The following is an 18,963-nucleotide window of genomic DNA, read 5'->3' as shown; positions in this document are numbered from 1 at the left end:
TCTGGCAGAAAAACGTAGTTTCCCTGAGTGTCATGATTAACGCTGTTCGTTTTGCTGTAGTCAGCGGAGAAGCAAGCCTGAATGACCTGATTAGAACGCTCCTTAGCTTGTTCAACTTCACCCTAATTCAGATTGGAGATGTTCGGCTTTCGTTTGCGACGTTATCGGCTCTTGTTCTTCAAATCGGCTGTGTCGCGATCGCCTCGCGCATTATTAAGCAGCTCATTAAAAAGCGAATTTTAGCCAGCTTTGGACTAGAGCTTGGGACACGCGAATCCCTTTCTTCGCTGGCAAGCTATGTCGTTGCGATCGCAGGCTTTTTCTTTGTTCTCGATTCTGCCGGAATTAACCTAAGTTCTCTCACCGTTTTTGCGGGGGCGATCGGGTTGGCAGTTGGTATTGGCTTGCAAAATTTAGCGAACAATTTCATTAGTGGCATCATTTTATTGCTCGAACAGCCGATTCGTGTGGGCGATTTTGTCGAAGTTGGAACCGTACTCGGAACGGTTGAGCGCATCTCACTGCGATCGACCCAGATTCGGACGGGAATGGGCTTATCGGTGTTTGTGCCCAATAGTGTGCTGGCAAACAATAGTTTGATCAATTGGACGCATCTTGATCCGACTTGCTGTGTGGCGCTTCAGATTGCGGTTGCAGATACGAATGATTCGATGTTAGTCACAGAGGCAATGTTAGCCGCAGCGTATGAAGAACCGGATATTTTGTCATCGCCGCGTCCGATCGTCTTTTTCAAGGGCATCGAAAATAACGCGTTTCTGTTTGAGATTGAAATCTCGATTACTCAACCGATGCGAAGGAGTTCGATTAAAAGCGCTTTACTCTTCCGCATCCAAGCCAAGTTTCAGGAATATGGCATTACTTATCCAAGCAAGAGTGTTCTGATTCGGATGCTCTGTCCGAATCAGATGCCTGTGTTCATCGAACAAGCTGCTACACCATTCGAAGAGTTAGCAACGAATCAAAAGTTGAAACGATCGACCGCTATCACGCTCAAAGAGATGCTTCGCAAGGTGAGCTACTTTTCAACTCTGAGCGATTTTGAACTGAGACACATTATCGAGGAGGGATATCAGAAAAAGTTTGCAGCAGGTGAGACTATCTGCCGCGAAAATGATCCCGGAGATTCGTTCTATATCATCTTGTCGGGTTCGGTAGATGTGTTTGTGGAGTCGATCGACAAGCAGGTTGCAGTCCGCATGGCGGGCGAGTTTATCGGAGAAATGTCTTTGCTGATGGGAACGCCTCGAACTGCAACGCTACGAACTTTAGAGGAGACGATTTTATTTGTGGTCGATCGCGGCAATCTGCAACGGTTATTGCGAAAACAGCAGGAGCTTGCCGATCGTATTTCAGAAGAGTTAGTCAAACGGCAGGATAGCTTGGAGCGCTTAGGAATCAAGATTGGTGCTCAGGAAGAACCGCCGCTCGTTCAGATCCGCAAACGGATTCAAATCATATTTGGAATTTGATTGACGTTAACGAGCGTTGAGCTTTTTCTGCACTTTCGCGATCAAACGTTTGAAGGCAAGCTGAGTTAAACGCGATCGCGTCAAGGGCGCAATTGTGGCGGGATGAGCTTGTTTATGGTCAAAAAATTCATTCACTTCCCGTAAAATTACGTTCAATCGGTGCAGAATATTGGGCGATCGATATTCATCAAAGAAACTAGCAGGTAAAGGGGGGGTAGGGTTAGCGATCGCTCTCAAAATTCGCTGGACATCATACTCGGTCGAATAACCCGCAATTTTCTGACAGTTAAATCCTGGATCTAAGTAATCTGACAATCCACCGTTCACGCTTGAAAACACTTGACATCCACACGCCATTGCTTCCATCGGTTGCAGGCCAAAACCCTCGCTCACACGCTGTTGCGCCCAATACTCGGCAGAATCGTATAAATAAATTTTAGTCCGATTGAAAACAGTTGAGAGACTATCAACGAAAGTATTGATAATCTCAACTTTACAACGCTGCTGAAGTGCAGGAATTAACTGATTAATCAAATACTCCGAGGATTTTCGTGTGTGGATCAAAACATCAATATCGCGATTCAGATCTAAAACGCGATATTCATCAGAGATTTGATTTGGCAAATAATAGATTAGCGAATTTGGTGAAAGCTGCCCCCAATATCCTAGTGTATTGCGGCTAACCGTGACGATCGGAACACTCGAAGGCAATGTAAAACCATAGCCTGCACTATGAGCGTGATAAATCGCGTGATAGTTTTTCAATCGCTTGGCTAACTTTGCGACATCAAACCCCCAGCTCATCACAAAGATAATGTTGCTCAAGTCTTTCTGCTCCAGCACATCATCGAGAAACAAAGTGCCTTTCTCGCGTTGTCGATAAGTGACAATCTCTGCTGGACAAAGCTGCTTTGCCAGTTCAAAGGCTTTGAGTTCTGCCCATAAGCCTCCGCAGGCAAAGCGTTTTCCAGTTCCAGGCAGCAAGAAATAAAGCGATCGCATCTCAAGTCACATCATTCGGTGTGGGTATTCTATTGCAGCGATCGTTCCAGCGCAAGAAAAGAAATCAAGCCTTGCATCAAGGGTTCAATCTGAAAGGATGGCTCAAAATGAGGTACTTGATTCTGGTGACTCGGAATCAGAGACAGCAAGTGTGTTGATGGTGCAACTTGATTGTCCTGGGTGTTAAACGATAGATCAAACTGCTTCACCTGATTCTGCTGTAGAGGGACTGATGAAAAGAATAATGGGATCGTCGCTGGACGGTCACGTGCCCCTGTAGCAGAGCTATCGCTCACCTTTGCAATACAAGTCGAATCAAACGGAATCGAAGCATTCAGCACATCGAGCGCCGCGCTTTGCCGCGCAGCATCAGCACGATCGAACCCCTTTGCCCAACTTAAACCGAACTGATGCCGATCGTTGCGGCTCTTTGCCCAAACTGAACTCGCATTCTTCACCATGAAGTCTCTGTAACGCGAGTTCGGTGAAGTTTGATGCAGGTAAGCTAAATTGCGAATGAAAATGCCCTTAAACTGCGGCCCGTCCTCTCCACAGTTTGGCTCACAAGGTTCGCGCAAAACTCCATTTCTAGAAAGATGCTGAATTGTTGCATTGGCGATCGTGTGAGCTTGATTCAGGTAAGAACGGTCTTTTGTACTCTTATACAAACCAACCAGTCCCCCGATCACTACGCCCTGGTTATAAGTCCAGGTCGTTTGCCCGTTGTTGCGGCAACGATCGTCGAGTCCATCATTAATTAAATTTTGGCGGTTGATCATACCCGATCGTTTGATCCAGTTCCAGCCGCGCTTTGACCAGTCGAGGTAACTTCCTTTACCGTAGTCATTCACGGTGCGTTGATGCAACCGGATAGCAATAGTAAAGAATAACTCATTCGTGATTGCGTTTTTATACTGACGATCTTTGCGCCACCACATGCCGCCGCCGCATTTTGAATCCCATCCTTTAGTCATGTCTCTGAAGATGGCTTTTGCGGTGTTGAGATAGCGCTTTTCACCGGTTAGATCGTATGCCTTAATCCACGTCAACGCCCACCAGCCTTGGTCATCATACACATCGGCTTCGGTGAATCCTGTTGATTTTTGCTTGTTGTAGGTGTTGGAGATGATGTGGCGGTAGGTGGACTGATTCGTCGTGCGCGAATAATCGATCGTCGTTTCGAGCGCGTTTGCTGCATTCCACCAGCCCGTCGATTTCCAAAGTCCTGTAGAACTGCTGTAAAACAGTTGAAGCGCAGCCATTCCAGCGGCAGCGGCTTGGCAAACTCCGGGTAGAACCATAACCGAGCATCTCCTTAAATCTTGGTCACAACAATTGGGTCACAAGGTAATTAAGGATACTGCCCTAGATTATTTTTTTAACATAACTCAAAAAACAAATATTACTCGCTGACTGCGTGTTGCTTTAACTCAGTCAGGCTGGCATATTCGAGTGCTGCGGCATGAGTTGAAGCCAACACAACCGGAGGCGCGACCCCTGCATCAAGCGCTTCTTTCCAACGAGCAGCACACAGACACCAGCGATCGCCCGGTTTTAATCCGGGAAAATCATAAAGGGGCATCGGAGTGCTGAGATCGTTTCCGCGAGATTTGGTGAATTCGAGAAACTCGGCGGTTAGCTGAGCGCAGACGACATGAACACCCGTATCTCCGGCTCCGGTGCTACAAAATCCGTCGCGATAATATCCCGTCATCGGCGAGGTGCAGCAGCTTTGAAGTTCCTCTCCTAAAACATTTCTAGCGCGTGAAACCATGATCAGTTCTCCCTATTGATGTCTAGTTTTCCAGGGCTTGCTGGAGTGCCTCTTGTTTGAATCCAACAAATACCGCCTTTCCATCCTTCACAAATAGTGGACGCTTCAGCAGCATGGCATCTTTTGCAAAAGCGTCCACCCATTGATTGTCTGTCCAAGCTTGTTTTTCTTCTCCTAAAGCCCGGTAAGACTGCCCTGACGTATTTCGCATCGGTTTTGCTCCCAAGGCTGAGACCCAGGCTGCGATCGCAGCCTGGGTGGGCGGTTGATCTTTTGTGTTGATAAAGTCGTAGGCGATCGCGCGATCGTCTAGCCATTTGAACGCTTTTTTACAGGTTCCACAGGTGGGAATGCCATAAACTTGCAGAGTCATCGATTCTAAGCTTTGATTGCCTTGATGATTCTAAAGCAGAACATTCACCAAGATCCAATAGATCACTAGCGTTCCAATAATTCCAATCCATAATTTTGCTTGGTTCATAATATAAGGGTTTTATGTTACGTGAGTGATAAATTTTCCGCTTCGGTTTGAGCGGCTGGATGCCCCCTAAATCCCCCACGAGCGGGGGACTTTGAGCGAAGAGGTTCCCCGAACTTAGAGAGATTCTTAACGCTCACAGTTCCTAAATATGCGGGATTTAGAGGGCTACCCGGAGCATTATTGAAGCTATCTCCAGTTTGCGATCGTCACTGCCCCAATGGGATCTACCACAAGAGCGAGACTGGCTTAGCGCTCGACCAGTTGCCGGAAGCGGCGATCGTTCATGATTTGCTCAAATTCAGGATCGCCTTTGGCATCTTCCCGGTAGCGAGGATTGAGCCGAATGGCTTCTTCGAGGTTTTCGATCGCCGCCTGGGTATGTCCCTGAAGTGCGTAACAAATGGCTTTGTTGTAGTACGCAGGCGCATAGCTTGGCTGAATATCGATCGCAAAGTCAAAGCTTTCAAGCGCATCACGATCGCGCTCTAGCTGAATCAGCAGATAGCCGCGATAGTTCCAAACTTTGTAGGCTTCAGAATTGAGTTTGAGGGCTTCATCAAATGAAGCTAATGCTTCGGAATAGCGTCCCAACATTTGCAGCGCTAATCCACGATTCAGCCACGCGATCGAGTCTTTGGGACGAATTTGCACCGCTTGATTGAACGAGCGAAATGCTTCTTCGTGACGCTGCAATTTGCCCAGGGCGACGCCCCGATCACACCACGCCTCTGAGTAATCGGGATCGAGTTGAATTGCGCGATCGTAAGACGCGATCGCCTCTTTGTATTGTTTCAGTCGTCCCAGCGCCAAACCGCGTCTCAGCCAGAGTTCCGGATTGTTGGATTGCTGCTTGATGGCGCGATCGTAGTGTGCGATCGCCGCCTCAAATTGACCGGATCTAAATAACTCCTCAGCCTGGTCGAAATCGGTCGATTCTACTGACTCAGCCGTGGAGGTTTCAGCAGGCTCAGGACGGCGATTTTGGGCTTGTTCACGCAGTCCCGAAAGTTGAGAAACGAACTCAAGTTCTAAATGCTGAAGCTTGTTGAAAATCGCTTGTTTTTGCTGCACTGCATCGGATTCGAGGAGCCGCAACTTGTCGAGGAAGTTGGTTCTTCCTTGAAGCGCAGTCGATTCTAACTCTGAGAACTGAGATGAAACTTCTGCCCCTCGCTGGTCGAGATCGGCTTGCAGTTGTTTTTGACGCTGTTCTAGCTGCGATAATACTTCCGTTTCTTTCTGGTCGAGGTTGCGCTGTACCTGTTTTTGATGTTCCTCTAGGTTCGATCGAACTTCCGTCGCTGTTCCTGAAAGTTCCGTTTCTAACTGTTCAATCCGTTCGCTGACTTGATCGCGCTGCTGTTGGGTATCAACCTGAAATGCGATTAGCTGGGCTGCAAATTCTGCTTTGAGATGACGCAGATCTTCGAGGAGTTGATTACGTCGATCTTCTGTGTCAGTTTGTACATCGCTAAGTTGTGTAATGTAATCTTGCTCGAATTGCGTTAAGCGTTGCAACATTTGATCGCGCTGGTGTTGCGCGTCAGATTGTAGCTGATCGAGCTGCGTTGTAAATGCGGTTTGCGATTTCGTTAAATGTTCCTGCGTGAGTTGTTGCTGCTCTGTGGCAAATGCGCCAATTTCATCGAGTTGTGCGATTAATTGATTTTGTAATTCCGTGAATCGATCGACGACAAGCGCGCTTTGCTGGTCGGTATCGGTCTTTAACGTTGTGAGATGGGCGACGAAGCCTGAAGCAAGCTTTTCTAGCTCTCGTTTTGATAAATTAACTTGCGTTTCGAGTCCGGCTAAGAGTTCGGACTGCGATCGTGACAACTGAGCCGTTAAGCCCGTTAAGCTTTCTGCATCTTCTGAAATTCGGCGCTGCAATTCCTGGACTTCGACTTCGAGTTGAGCGATCACATCGCGGGACTGCTGAATTCGGCGTTCTGCTTCCTGTTGAACATCTTGGAGCTGATGCTCAACCTCGGAGAGATGCTGAAGCTGCTCTAATCCCCGTTCGACAATTTCACGAATAATAATCCGTCGGAATCGCCACAACGCCACAAGCAGCGCGATCGGAAACACGGTTAAGGTAATCAGCGCCACATTCAGCAGCATACTGGAGCGAGTTAAGGCACGATCGATTTCTGATTCCACTTGCGATCGCACTTGCTGCTCTTGTCGCAGTTGGGTCAGTTCCTGCTGCGGGGATTGCTGCGCTCGGACAACTTCAATCGAACTGAGCGGAGCCGAACAGACAAGAAATCCGCCCAGTAGAAAGGCAAAAACTGATTGATTCTTTTTCAGCATAAAGAATTTCCGCTCGATCGATGGAAGTTGTACTATTGTCCAATTTACCAAGCCGATCAGGAAAATAGCAGAAATTATCTTAATGATCGTGGCGCGATGGGTCTACATACAGACGCTTATCGGCAGTGGGCAAAACGTTATTCGGGATGGAAATCGATCGGGGAGCTACGATCGCGGTTTCCATCAAGCGATTTTATTCAACTCGTCGGATTTGCTATTTCTACGTTTGGGGCGTTTGTGGTTTTCTAGCTTTTTGTAGCCAATGGATTACGATCGCGGTTTCCATCAAGCGATTTTATTCAACTCGTCGGATTTGCTATTTCTACGTTTGGGGCGTTTGTGGTTTTCTAGCTTTTTGTAGCCAATGGATTCTGCTTGGTGACTGTTTTTCCCATACTGTGCTAGGACTGAGTTTTTCATCGCTTGTACGCCTTGATGAAATTCCCATTCGATTTCACGCACTTCGTCTAGAAGAGCGCGATGTTTTGCTTTTGCCTGAATTTCTAGTTCGTACAAGTGATGCAGTTTTCGTTCGATCTCGCTGAGCTTGATGAGATCGGCTTCTGAACGGCTAGGAATGTAGTCAAGGATTCCTTTTGCACCTCGCAGGGCGTTGATGTCTTGATCAATGATTCCACTCCGTAATCGTTGGCTTGTGTCTGGAAGTGTCATAGTTTGCTAATAGGTTAAATGACATTCTTCCTAACATTCCCGTTTGGCTGGGATCAATGACAAGAAAGCTTTTTTACGAGCGCGGGAATAAAGCTGCAAATGACCGGAGCTTGATTCTCGTCGTTGGAATAAAGATCCAACAAGTCGGATGCTTTTTCCAGAGGTAGAAAAGCGGGGAGCAAATCGCTAGCGATTTGCTCCCCGCTTTGGAATAAAGCTGCGGGTTTTGGGAATCGAGGTGCGCGATCGCGGTTCTAGGCTGTGGAAGTGCGATCGCGCTTTGCTCCTAATCGGTCAACTCTTTGAGGAGACCGTCTAATCGATCGTTGGCATCTTTTGCGAGGCGGATAAAGTGTGCACTTGATGCAAGTCCGCCGATTGTGGTCACTGTGCCTTCTGGAAATTGGTTCGTGAACAGCAAGCCTGCTCCAGCAAGACTCACGCCAAAGGAGAGAGCCGTTGCAGTCATGGCAAGGTTAAAACTGATACGAGCTTGGCGTAAGCGTTCCTGCATGATTTCTTCAAGGAGATGGTTCATAGGTTTAAGAGAAATGAGTGGACGTGGGGCGAGGCGCGTCTTTGCCTTAAACTCATCAAACTCGAAAATCCTTGAGTCATGGTTTGAGTAAGGAATTTAGTTGTGTCAGACTTATGTCAGTGTTGCGGTGAGCGTATGGGTAGGGGCATTCGAGCATCGATCGCTGGAATCGAAACAGCAAAGCAGGCACTCAAACTGAAGGGCTGGACTCAGGAGTATCTGGCTGGTGCGTCTGATTGTTCTCGGCAGACTTTGAACAAGTTTTTTAAGGGGAACGCGATCGAGAAGCGAATCTTTCGAGCGATCTGCACCGAACTCGAACTGCAATGGGACACGATCGCGGAAATTGAGCCAGAAAGCAATCAGCCACCGAGTTTAGATGAACTGGTCGAGGCGGTGCGCATCAATCTCTACGACACGATTCAGAATCAGTGCGGCTCTATGCGAGTCTTGGATATGTCGCAGCCGCTCACGTTGAATGCCATCTATACGGCTGTCAATATTTTGGAGAAAATTACCGGACGCAGACGATTAGAAATGGCAGAACTGCTCCAGACTTGCTCGCTGGAGAACTTCGATCGCTTTAGCCTCGGTGGAGTGCAAGAGGAACGAGTTCCGGGGCTAGAAGCGGTGAGAAAGTATTCCAAGCTCATGATTTTGGGCAAACCAGGAGCAGGAAAAACAACGTTCCTCAAGTATTTAGCGATTCAGTGCGTTGATGGAGCGTTCAAAAAGGATCTCGTTCCTTTGTTCATTACGCTCAAGGATTTTGCCGAAGCGCCGAATCAACCCAGTTTACTAGAGCATCTGATTCAGCTTTTCGAGCGCTATGGAATTGCAGTCGAAACCAAAGTGAATCTGGGCGGAAATGCAACGCCTGTAGAACTGCTGCTGAGACAAGGCAGGATCTTGGTGCTGTTAGATGGATTAGATGAAGTGAGAGAAACGGATAGCAGTCGAGTCTTAAATCAGATTCGGGACTTTGCTAACCAGTTTTCTAAAAATCCGTTTGTGATTACCTGTCGAATTGCAGCACGTGAATACACTTTCGATCAATTCACTGAAGTTGAAGTTGCCGACTTTGATGATCAACAAATTGCGACTTTTACAAATCAATGGTTTCAAGCTAAAAATGATTCGGTTAAGGCAGAGAACTTTATTAAAAAGCTGAAAGAAGAAGACAGTATTCGAGAACTGGCAACTAGCCCGCTTTTACTGACATTGCTCTGTCTAGTATTTGAAGAAGCGGGCAGTTTTCCAGCGAATCGATCGGAACTCTACAAAGAGGGCTTAGATGTCTTACTGAAGAAATGGGATGTGAAACGCAACATCGAACGGGATCAGGTCTATCACAAGCTTTCTTTGAAACGCAAGGAAGATCTCCTGAGCCAAATTGCTCTAGATACGTTTAAGCAGGGAAACTACTTCTTTAAGCAAAAAGACGCGGAACGCTACATCACACGCTATATCCGAAACTTACCCAATGCCAGTCAAGACGAAGAGGCACTGCAACTTGACAGTGAAGCCGTTCTCAAATCCATTGAGGCACAACATGGACTCTTTGTAGAACGGGCACGAGGCATTTATTCCTTCTCGCATCTCACGTTCCATGAGTACTTTACCGCCCGAAAGATCGTCACGAGTGCTGATGCCGATTCACTTCTGCTAGAGCTTGCGACCCAGATCACCGACAAACGATGGCGGGAAGTTTTTCTACTGACGGTTGGAATGTTAGAAAACGCAGATGCGCTACTGCAAACGATGAAGCAGGGGATCGATCGTATTCTTGCTCAAGACAAAGGATTGCAACAGTACCTAAGTTGGATTGAGAAAAAATCTCGTTCAGTAGAAGCGCCTTACAAGCTTACGGCAATTCGAGCCTTCTATGCGGGACATTATGATTTTCTTCCTCTTCTTGATCGTTCTCTAAGCCGTGACCTTGCCTGGTACTATGAACCAGCCATTGATCCGGAGGTCGAGCGCGAAATTGATACTGCTATGGCAGCTTATCAAGACCAGGAAACGTATCCAGATCTCAATCTTTCTAAAAGCAGTAATATCTCTTCTGAAAGTTGCTTACCTTCTGGTGATTCACTAGATTGGAACATTGCCCTTGATTTTGATCTTCAAATGCTTCTTTTTAATTGCGATGAGTATTATCAAGGTGAAGTATTGTATTGCCATCTTCATAGAATCACTCTCTATGAAGAAGAGCCTATCTTAAAGCGTGAGTTTGAAATTCTTGCTGAACAAATTCTCTATCAGGGAGCGGTGGACTGGGAGAAGTGGGACGAATGGTGGGCAGTAAATAGAAAAACGTGGATAAAACAACTCAGAGCAGCCGCGATTCAGTACCGAAATGTGGGTCACGATTGGCAATTTCATGAGGAGCAAAAAGACCTTTTGCAAAAGTATTACCATGCGAATAGATTGCTAATCGACTGCCTCAACAGCGATTGCTACGTCAGCCGCGAAGTCCGCGAAGAAATTGAAGCCACCCTGCTCCTGCCATTGCAAAGCAGTTCCCGCACCGAGTAAACGTATCTCACGAATAGTAAAGCTAGGTTGCGTATCATATTGAGCAGACCTGAGCAAAAAGGCAGAAAGGAACAGCAAATATGCAAACAGTAGACACGAGAATTTACGATCGTCTCCGCATCCTCCCCGCCCAACTCACCGAGTTTTGTCAGCGTTGGCAGGTTGCTGAACTTTCCCTCTTTGGTTCAGTCCTACGAGACGATTTCAATCCTGAAAGCGACATTGATCTGCTCATTTCCTACCAACCCACTGCCAAGCGAGGCTTATTTGAAAAACTCCAAATGCAGGACGAGCTTGAATCCTTGTTTCAGCGCAAAGTCGATTTGGTGAGTAAAAAAGCGATCGAACAAAGCTCCAACTGGTTGCGTCGCAAAAACATTCTCAGCACTGCCGAGGTCATTTATGTCGCGTGACCAAGAAGCCCTGATCGACATCACCGAAGCCATCAAACTCATTTTTCAGTACAGTGCAGATATCAGCCCAGAAGCTCTAGCTGCCAACCTCGAAAAACAAGACGCGATTTTGCGTCGCATTACGATCATTGGCGAAGCTACCAAACGGCTCTCTCAGGAGTTTAGAAATCAACATCCCAGTATTCCTTGGAAAGCAATGGCTGGAATGCGAGATGTGATCACGCATGACTACAATGAGGTGGATCTCGATGAAGTTTGGACAGTCATCCACGAGAACTTACCTCTGCTTTTGGAATACATTGAACCTTTACTTCCGCTTGAGGAGTAAGCTGTATTCTTCATCCGAAATAATAAAAACAATCACTTTCCCAATGCCCCATAGTCTTGACAAGCTCATCGTCGCCGCGAATCAACTCGACGAAGCAGATCGACTTAGAACGTCAGCTTCTCTACGATCGCGCTCATTAGACACTTTCCGGCTTACTATCGCGCTGCATCAGTTCGCCAACGGCTGACTGGGGCGTAATTTCTCCCCGCAGTAAGCGATCGACCTGAGTGGAAATCGGCATCGAAATTCCTTGAGCTTGCGCTAATTTGACTAAAACCTGAGTCGTATTAATTCCTTCTGCGGTTCCTTCCAGTGTTGCTAGAACTTCGGAAAGCGTTTTCCCTTGTGCGAGTCCATACCCAACTTGATAATTCCGGCTCAAGGAACTGCTACAAGTTGCCAATAGATCACCCAAGCCCGACAAGCCGTAAAACGTCTCCGGCTTCGCGCCCCAATACGTACCGAGCCGAATCATCTCAGCCAGTCCCCGTGTCACTAATGCTGATTTCGCATTCGCACCCAACTGCAACCCGTCACAGGCTCCAACGGCGATCGCAATCACATTTTTTAAGGTTCCACCCAGTTCAACCCCAAGCGGATCAGCATTGGTATATACCCGAAATCGCGCGGAAGAAAAGGCTTGCTGAACGCGATCGGCAACGGCTTGATCCCGACTCGCAACCACACTGGCAGCAGGTAGCCCTTGCTGGATTTCCTTAGATAAATTTGGCCCGGATAGAACTGCGATCGTACTCTCTGGAAATGCAGCCTGCCAAACCTGCGAGGGCAGCAACGGCAACGCCGTTTCACTCCCCGATTCAGAATCTAATCCCTTCGTTGCCGTAACGATCGGCGGCATCGCAATCGAAATTTGCTGAATCACCGATCGCACGCCTTTCATCGATACGGCTGAAATGACAAGATCGGATTGGGCAATCGTTTCATCCAGGGATCGATCGCTTTGCCGCGACCACCCTGCGACCTCATGCCCATTGTCTCGTACCAATCCTGCCAGCGTTGACCCCCAAGCCCCCGCCCCAATTACCGTAATCCTCATCGCGGATACTGCTTCATCAGCGCCTGAACCTGCTCGGCATGATAGGAACTCCGAGTTAATGGAGTCGAAACCACCTGCAAAAAGCCGATCGATTCGCCATAGTCCCGCCAAGCATCAAACTGCTCTGGTTTAACAAAATTCTGCACCCCTAAATGCTTCTGGCTCGGTTGGAGATACTGCCCGATCGTCAAAATATCGCAGTTCACCGCTCTCAAGTCCTGCATCGTCTCGCGCACTTCAGCATCGGTTTCACCCAATCCCACCATGATCCCCGACTTGGTGTAAACGCTTGGATTACTCTTGCGTACCTGTTTCAGCAATTCGAGCGATCGTGCATAATTCCCTTGCGGACGTACCCGACGATACAGCCGTGAAATCGTTTCAGTATTGTGATTCAGCACTTCAGGAGACGCACTTAAAATGACCTCCAGCGCGTCCCAATCGCCGCACAAATCCGGAATCAAAACTTCGATCGTCGTTTGAGGCGAAACCGATCGGATCTCCTGAATACAGCGAACAAACTGCGATGCTCCACCATCCGGCAAATCATCCCGATTCACCGAAGTCACCACGACATGATTCAACCGCATTCGTCGTACCGCTTCCGCGAGTCGAGTCGGCTCCGTCGGATCAAGCGGCTTTGGCTTCTTCTCAAAATCAATGTCGCAATAGGGGCAAGCACGAGTACAAGCAGGCCCCATGATCAAAAATGTCGCTGTTCCCGCATTAAAGCACTCACCGATATTCGGGCAAGATGCCTCTTCGCACACCGTATTCAGCGCTAAATCTCGCAAGACTTCCTTGACAGTTCCGACTCGCTCCCACTGAGGAGCTTTGACCCGTAGCCATTCCGGTTTAACAACCACTGCTTTACCTATGTGTGCGATCGCGTTTTGCGTGTTCTATCTTAATTTGTCCTGACTCTTCTTAACAACCCTGGAATTTTTCGCAAATCCCTCGACGCAGACGCAAACTTGCATTATGATGAAATACGCATTGCAAAAAATGCTTTGCGGGATGTAGCGCAGCTTGGTAGCGCACCTCGTTCGGGACGAGGGGGTCGTAGGTTCAAATCCTATCATCCCGATTTTGGTTAATTGACCGCATGAAACACTAACGATCGCCGCGATCGCTCAACGACTCACAGCAAATAAAAGCCCCGATCCGTCAAGAATCGGGGCTTTATTGTAAGCACAACGACACAGAAGCTTAAACTCGACCGCGTAGCATTTGCGCCATTTCGTTTTGCTTCGGCGACATTTCCAGCGCCACTTCTTCCGTAATTTGACCTTGCTCGTACAGCTTGTACAACGATTGATTCATCGTACACATCCCGTCAAATCCGCAGCGAGGAATAATTGCTTCAATCTCATCGAGTTCCCCTTTGCGGATGTAATCTCGAATCGCATCAGTATTGATCAAGATGTCATGGAACGCTGCCCGCTTGCCGTCCGTCGTCCGACATAGCCCTTGTGCGACGACCGCCACCAGCGATTCCGCCAGCGCAACCCGCATCGTTGCCTGTTCGTTCGGTTGATAAAGGCTGAGAATCCGCTCGATCGTTTTCACCGCGCTATTCGTGTGCAGGGTTCCCATGACTAAGTGACCCGTTTGCGCTGCTTTTAAGGCTGTGTTGACCGTTTCCTTATCCCGCATTTCACCGACCAGGATGATGTCTGGGTCTTCCCGGAGCGCGGCTTTCAGAGCGTTGTCAAACTTGCGAGTGTGCATTCCAACTTCGCGGTGCTTGATCAAGGCTTTGCGGCTTTTGTGAATAAATTCGATCGGGTCTTCGATCGTAATAATATTCTTCGGCATCTCCTTATTGATGTAATCGATCATCGCTGCCAGCGTAGTCGATTTCCCTGATCCGGTAGGACCTGTAATTAGAATCAACCCCTTGTGATAGTGACAGATATCCTTGAACACCGTTGGCAGGTTTAGCTGCTCCATCGTCAGGATTTTCAGCGGAATCAAACGCAGCACCATCGCTGGGCCGTGTAGCGAACCGAAGATATTAATCCGAACCCGTGCAAAGTCGTACTGAGTCGCACCGTCGAAGTCCATACTTTCTTCAAACTGGCTGATCTCCTCCTCAGACAATACTTCCCGCAGCCAACCCATGAACGTTGCATGATCCGTTTCAGACCATTCGGTCGTTTCGATTTCGCCTCGGTTGCGATAGCGCGGAACTTCACCCACTCCCAAATGAACATCCGAAAATCCTTTATCAAATGCGGTGCGGATGATTTGTTCTAGGGTCGGTGAGTCAGAGCGACGAGACGCAGTTGGGACAGACGGTGGAATTGTGGGGCGATGTCCCATTGCAGGGGGAGGAGTTGCTCCAGTCGGAGTTGTCAACGGTGCAGAAGGCGAACTAGCTGGAATTGGGACAGGCGGAGCGGGCGGACGACTTGCAGGCATTGCCAAGGTTTGAGTCGCGCCATTTCTTACTGCTGGCTCAGTCACTTCCGCAGATAGATTGGGCACCGTCCGCAGGGAAGGCGGCGGTGCAGGAGGCATTCTTGGAGCAGGTGGCGGAGGAATGTCGCGAATGGCGGCAGTGCTCTCAGTGTGCGGCGCGGATGAACGCTGTGATTCTAGTGTCATATGCCTACGTTGATAAAATCCCTGAGTACATGGGTTGGATTAATCGGGTGGCGGGGGCAGAGGGGCGAATGAATGCTCGATTTGGAAAATCTTTACGGTTTGAACCTTGGCACGGTGAATGCCAGACCCCTAACATGAATTAAGCTTTCCCAGATGTCACGGGGGAGTATCAAGAGGGATGAGGAGCTATGAGTGCGTCGGAGCGTTGGTACGTAGTGAAGCGACCCACTGCCCAATGTCAGATTTTGACTGAGGATGAGCTAGAAAAAAGCCAAACGACAAATCCCTCTGAGATCGTGGAGCATTGGGGCCCATTTACCTCAGAGGGAGAAGCGATCGCGCGTCGCGTCGGATTGATTCGATCAGGAAAATGCCAGCCGAGCTAGTTTTTAGCGCGGTTGCCTTGTTTAGCAGTAATGGCTTGGTTGAGTACCTGCATGGCTTTGACGTACTGCGGGTCGTTAGCAGTGCCAATCTTCTCGCGGTCTTTCACTAAAGCTTGCCGCTGCTGTTCGCTCAGTTCAACCACCACATCTGGGTCAATTCCATGCTTGTTGATGTCGCGACCCTTGGGCGTGAGATATTTCGCGATCGTCACTGCCATTCCCGATCCGTCACCCAGGCTGCGAACCGATTGGACTAAACCCTTACCAAACGTTTTCGTTCCGACGATCGTGCCGCGCTTGTTATCTTGAATGGCGCCAGAGAGAATTTCACTGGCGCTGGCTGAACCGCCATCTACCAGTACGACGAGCGGCTTATCGGTCAAGGCGCGACCGTTGGCTTCTTCTTTATCTGAAATGCCCTGGCGATCGACGGTTGAGACGATGCCGCCTTTGGGAACCCACATCCGAGCGATGTCCACGCTGGCGTAGAGCAATCCGCCGGGGTTCGATCGTAGGTCAAGCACATAGCCTGTGACGTTCTCTTTTTCCAGCTTTTGAATGGCTTCACGCATCTCCGGAGCGGCATTTGCGCTGAACTGAACGAGACGAATGTAGCCGACCTTGCCCGTGGGCGATTGCTGAACGCTAGCGCGAACGGGATGAATTTCGATTTTGGCGCGTTTGAGGTTGAACTCTAGCTGCTGAGTACCGCGTAGAACCGTGAGCTTGACTTGAGTGTTCACAGGCCCGCGAATCAGCGTCACGGCTTTGTTCACGTCCATTCCTTCAGTGCTTTTGCCGTCGATCTGCTGGATGATGTCTTTCGCCTGGACTCCGGCGGCTGAAGCAGGACTCCCCTCGATCGGCGAAATTACCGTGAGTTTCTTGGTTTTTTCATCGGCTGCAAGCTGGATTCCCACGCCCGTCAACTCACCGGAAGTATCGATCTGCATATTGCGAAACTCGTCCGGGTCCATAAAGCGCGTGTAGGGGTCGCCCAATCGCTTGAGCATTTCCCGAATTGACTTGTAGGCTTCGGTTTTGTCTTTGTAGCTGCGGTTGAGATATTGGCTCCGCACCGATTTCCAATCGACCTGATTAAAGGTCGCATCGACGTAATTGCGATCGATCACTTGCCAGACTTCATCCACAAGCTCTTTAGGACTATCCCGAAAGAACGCTTGCCCTTTATTAAGATGAATCCCGGCTCCGGTGATGGTCACTGCGGTAACGGCGGCAGCCGTTGCTCCTAAGACAAGCGCTCGTTTCGTCATGACTATACCTGCTGAAGTTCTGGAGAAGTGACAAAAGGTTATGCTCAATTTAACACAGGCATTTAGGGCGATCCGTAATTATTGCCCAGTTTTTGGATGGGGATTTGGCGATCGCCGCAAAAAACGGGAAAAGAAGAACTCAAACCGTCAAGATTTGTTTCGCTTTCTCTTGCTGCTATTTCGGCTCGATCCATTTGCCGTCCCCTTTGATCAGGTTAATCAGTTCTGCAACGCCTTGATCTTCTGGGACTTTCTTGATCTCTTCGCGTCCTCGGTACAAGGAAATGTAGCCCGCCTGCTTCCCGACGTAGCCATAGTCGGCATCTGCCATTTCACCTGGGCCATTGACGATGCAGCCCATCACGGCAATGTTTAATCCGGTTAGATGATTTGTGGCTTCTCGGACTTTTTGCAAGACCTCTTCTAGATTGAACAAGGTGCGACCACAAGACGGGCAAGCCACATACTCAACCATCGTGCGCCGCAGCCCCAACGCTTGCAGAATGCCATAGCAAACGGGAATCTCTTTTTCTGGAGCCTCGGTTAGAGAAACGCGAATAGTGTCACCAATGCCCTCAGCTAAAAGGGTACCGATGCCAGCCGTGGATTTAATCCGACCATATTCGCCATCTCCCGCTTCGGTCACGCCGAGATGGAGCGGATAAGCCATCCCTAGTTCGTCCATGCGTCTGACCATCAAACGATTCGCCGCCAGCATGACCGGAACTTTTGAGGCTTTAAGCGAGATTTCAAGGTTGTAGAAGTCGAGCGACTCGCAGATGCGGATGAATTCGAGCGCGGATTCTACCATCCCTTCTGGGGTATCACCGTAAGTAAACAGCATCCGTTCCGCCAGCGAACCGTGGTTCACGCCGATTCGCATTGATTTGTGCTGATCTCGCAGGGAGATCACCAGTGGAGCAAGCGTTTCTCGAATCTTTTCGCCGATCGCGTCAAACTCAGCCTGCGTGTATTCGGTGGTTTTCGGCTTTTCAAACACATACAGACCGGGATTAATCCGCACGTTATCGACGTAATTTGCCACTTCTAGGGCGATCTTCATGCCGTTGTGATGCACATCTGCAACGAGCGGAACGGGCATATAAGTTTTGTGCAGGCGATCGCGGATTTCTTCCATCGCTTTCGCGTGTGCCAAGCTAGGAACAGTGACGCGGACGATCTCGCAGCCAATCTCATGCAGACGACGAATTGCCGCGACTGACCCTTCAATATCGAGCGTGTCTTCGTTGATCATCGATTGAACGGCGACGGGATGATCGCTGCCGATCGAGATGCTACCCACAGGAACAGAGCGAGTTTTGCGACGATGAATCGTAGTGTCAGTGGAATACTGAGCCACCGGAGTAGCCGAGGCGATCGGGGTAGGCAGAGTTTGCATAACGCGGGGATGATGGGTCGATAGCAAAAAAGACAGAATCTCACCAATGAGAGCTTCTGTCTTTCAGATTGCCATAGAAATGAACCATTTAACCGGATTTTCCGCCTATCCCCGGCATAAGCGAGATTCTTGTTTAACAGAACCTGCCATTGCTGCACTTTGCAGCGTCATAAAGGCGCGAAAATCTTCTTGATCGTACTTCGAGGAGAGCAGAAGCCGCAGTTGATTTTCGGCTTCGATCGAGAGCAGTCCGGTCGTTAGCGCTTGTTGAACGACTTCGCGAATTCGTGACATAGCAAACACCCCAACAGCCACAAGTGAACGAGTTTCAGTACGAACAACCCAATGGATTTATGCAATTCCGTAGAATTACGCTTTCGACTGACAGAAGTTTCAGGCTAAATCGATGGTTGAGATCTTAGAGGAGCTTCTCTAAGAAAAGCGGTATAGCAGTGAACAATTTTTTGAATTATCCAAATTGTTCAAACCCAGACCAGAACTAGCCTTGACGCAGATTGACGAATTTGAAGCGAGAATGTTCCCAGACTTTGAAAACAATTTTGCTCTACGATTCTGATTTCAGCTAAGAGACGGCTAATCCGGAGGAAAAAACGAAATGATACAAACAGGAGGGAGGGCTGTGCGAGTTTTCCCTGTGTCCCCAACTGTTTGCCGCTTTGTATCAGAG

At 48.8% G+C, this 18,963-nt stretch carries 19 protein-coding genes and 1 tRNA gene; 7 read left to right on the top strand and 13 right to left on the bottom strand.

Annotation, left to right across the window (positions count from 1 at the left end):
• Positions 1–32 precede the first annotated feature (32 nt).
• On the top strand, positions 33–1,490 hold the full coding sequence (locus H6F51_09485; protein MBD1822728.1) for a mechanosensitive ion channel: 1,458 nt from the start codon (positions 33–35) through the stop codon (positions 1,488–1,490).
• A gap of 6 nt (positions 1,491–1,496) precedes the next feature.
• On the opposite strand, the gene H6F51_09480 is transcribed toward H6F51_09485, so the two are convergent.
• The 5 genes from H6F51_09480 to H6F51_09460 form a co-directional block, all read right to left on the bottom strand.
• Positions 1,497–2,492, bottom strand: a complete 996-nt coding sequence (locus H6F51_09480; protein ID MBD1822727.1) for a glycosyltransferase — start codon at positions 2,490–2,492, stop codon at positions 1,497–1,499.
• Between the two features lie 29 nt (positions 2,493–2,521).
• Positions 2,522–3,754: a glycoside hydrolase family 76 protein gene (locus H6F51_09475; GenBank protein MBD1822726.1), complete on the bottom strand. Its 1,233-nt coding sequence runs from the start codon at positions 3,752–3,754 to the stop codon at positions 2,522–2,524.
• A 140-nt stretch (positions 3,755–3,894) separates the two neighbouring features.
• Entirely contained in the window at positions 3,895–4,266 is a 372-nt protein-coding gene (locus tag H6F51_09470) for a DUF2237 domain-containing protein (GenBank protein ID MBD1822725.1), read from the bottom strand.
• A 22-nt stretch (positions 4,267–4,288) separates the two neighbouring features.
• Positions 4,289–4,639 (bottom strand): Spx/MgsR family RNA polymerase-binding regulatory protein, encoded by a 351-nt coding sequence (locus tag H6F51_09465; GenBank protein ID MBD1822724.1) that lies wholly within the window; start codon positions 4,637–4,639, stop codon positions 4,289–4,291.
• 354 nt (positions 4,640–4,993) lie between these two features.
• Positions 4,994–7,060: a tetratricopeptide repeat protein gene (locus H6F51_09460; protein MBD1822723.1), complete on the bottom strand. Its 2,067-nt coding sequence runs from the start codon at positions 7,058–7,060 to the stop codon at positions 4,994–4,996.
• Positions 7,061–7,156: 96 nt separating this feature from the next.
• On the opposite strand from H6F51_09460, the gene H6F51_09455 reads away from it, so the two are divergent.
• Entirely contained in the window at positions 7,157–7,309 is a 153-nt protein-coding gene (locus H6F51_09455) for a hypothetical protein (protein MBD1822722.1), read from the top strand.
• A gap of 36 nt (positions 7,310–7,345) precedes the next feature.
• Here H6F51_09455 and H6F51_09450 read toward each other — a convergent pair whose 3' ends face one another.
• A complete protein-coding gene (locus H6F51_09450) occupies positions 7,346–7,732 on the bottom strand; it encodes a hypothetical protein (protein ID MBD1822721.1) in 387 nt (128 codons plus the stop codon).
• 286 nt (positions 7,733–8,018) lie between these two features.
• Positions 8,019–8,270, bottom strand: a complete 252-nt coding sequence (locus tag H6F51_09445; GenBank protein MBD1822720.1) for a hypothetical protein — start codon at positions 8,268–8,270, stop codon at positions 8,019–8,021.
• 135 nt (positions 8,271–8,405) lie between these two features.
• Between H6F51_09445 and H6F51_09440 the strand changes: the two genes are divergently transcribed.
• The 3 genes from H6F51_09440 (at position 8,406) to H6F51_09430 (ending at position 11,549) form a co-directional block, all read left to right on the top strand.
• Positions 8,406–10,808, top strand: a complete 2,403-nt coding sequence (locus H6F51_09440; GenBank protein MBD1822719.1) for an NACHT domain-containing NTPase — start codon at positions 8,406–8,408, stop codon at positions 10,806–10,808.
• 80 nt (positions 10,809–10,888) lie between these two features.
• Positions 10,889–11,221: a nucleotidyltransferase family protein gene (locus H6F51_09435; GenBank protein MBD1822718.1), complete on the top strand. Its 333-nt coding sequence runs from the start codon at positions 10,889–10,891 to the stop codon at positions 11,219–11,221.
• Positions 11,211–11,549 carry a DUF86 domain-containing protein gene (locus H6F51_09430; protein MBD1822717.1) on the top strand — a complete coding sequence of 113 codons (339 nt, stop codon included), beginning with the start codon at positions 11,211–11,213 and terminating at the stop codon, positions 11,547–11,549. Before H6F51_09435 ends, H6F51_09430 begins: the two co-directional genes overlap by 11 nt.
• Positions 11,550–11,685: 136 nt before the next feature.
• Here the strand turns inward: H6F51_09430 and H6F51_09425 are convergent, their stop codons facing one another.
• Together H6F51_09425 and lipA are read right to left on the bottom strand one after the other, a co-directional pair.
• On the bottom strand, positions 11,686–12,606 hold the full coding sequence (locus tag H6F51_09425; GenBank protein MBD1822716.1) for an NAD(P)H-dependent glycerol-3-phosphate dehydrogenase: 921 nt from the start codon (positions 12,604–12,606) through the stop codon (positions 11,686–11,688).
• On the bottom strand, positions 12,603–13,472 hold the full coding sequence (gene lipA, locus H6F51_09420) for a lipoyl synthase (protein MBD1822715.1): 870 nt from the start codon (positions 13,470–13,472) through the stop codon (positions 12,603–12,605). The genes H6F51_09425 and lipA overlap by 4 nt, the downstream gene beginning before the upstream one ends.
• Before the next feature lie 147 nt (positions 13,473–13,619).
• Here lipA and H6F51_09415 point away from each other — a divergent pair.
• Positions 13,620–13,693: transfer RNA gene (locus H6F51_09415), tRNA-Pro, on the top strand.
• A gap of 122 nt (positions 13,694–13,815) precedes the next feature.
• Here H6F51_09415 and H6F51_09410 read toward each other — a convergent pair.
• Positions 13,816–15,216, bottom strand: a complete 1,401-nt coding sequence (locus tag H6F51_09410; GenBank protein ID MBD1822714.1) for a type IV pilus twitching motility protein PilT — start codon at positions 15,214–15,216, stop codon at positions 13,816–13,818.
• Positions 15,217–15,404: 188 nt separating this feature from the next.
• Between H6F51_09410 and H6F51_09405 the strand changes: the two genes are divergently transcribed.
• Positions 15,405–15,602 carry a hypothetical protein gene (locus H6F51_09405; protein MBD1822713.1) on the top strand — a complete coding sequence of 66 codons (198 nt, stop codon included), beginning with the start codon at positions 15,405–15,407 and terminating at the stop codon, positions 15,600–15,602.
• On the opposite strand, the gene H6F51_09400 is transcribed toward H6F51_09405, so the two are convergent.
• From H6F51_09400 to H6F51_09390, 3 genes are all read right to left on the bottom strand, one after another.
• Positions 15,599–16,876, bottom strand: coding sequence for a PDZ domain-containing protein (locus H6F51_09400; protein MBD1822712.1), 1,278 nt, complete (start codon positions 16,874–16,876; stop codon positions 15,599–15,601). The two genes, H6F51_09405 and H6F51_09400, sit on opposite strands and share 4 nt — an antisense overlap.
• Before the next feature lie 175 nt (positions 16,877–17,051).
• Entirely contained in the window at positions 17,052–18,275 is a 1,224-nt protein-coding gene (gene ispG, locus H6F51_09395) for a (E)-4-hydroxy-3-methylbut-2-enyl-diphosphate synthase (protein ID MBD1822711.1), read from the bottom strand.
• Positions 18,276–18,380: 105 nt separating this feature from the next.
• Positions 18,381–18,569 carry a hypothetical protein gene (locus H6F51_09390; protein ID MBD1822710.1) on the bottom strand — a complete coding sequence of 63 codons (189 nt, stop codon included), beginning with the start codon at positions 18,567–18,569 and terminating at the stop codon, positions 18,381–18,383.
• Positions 18,570–18,963: the final 394 nt, after the last annotated feature.

This window comes from Cyanobacteria bacterium FACHB-DQ100 (assembly GCA_014695195.1).
Lineage (GTDB): Bacteria > Cyanobacteriota > Cyanobacteriia > Leptolyngbyales > Leptolyngbyaceae > Leptolyngbya.
This window is presented reverse-complemented; position numbering and strand designations above follow the sequence as displayed.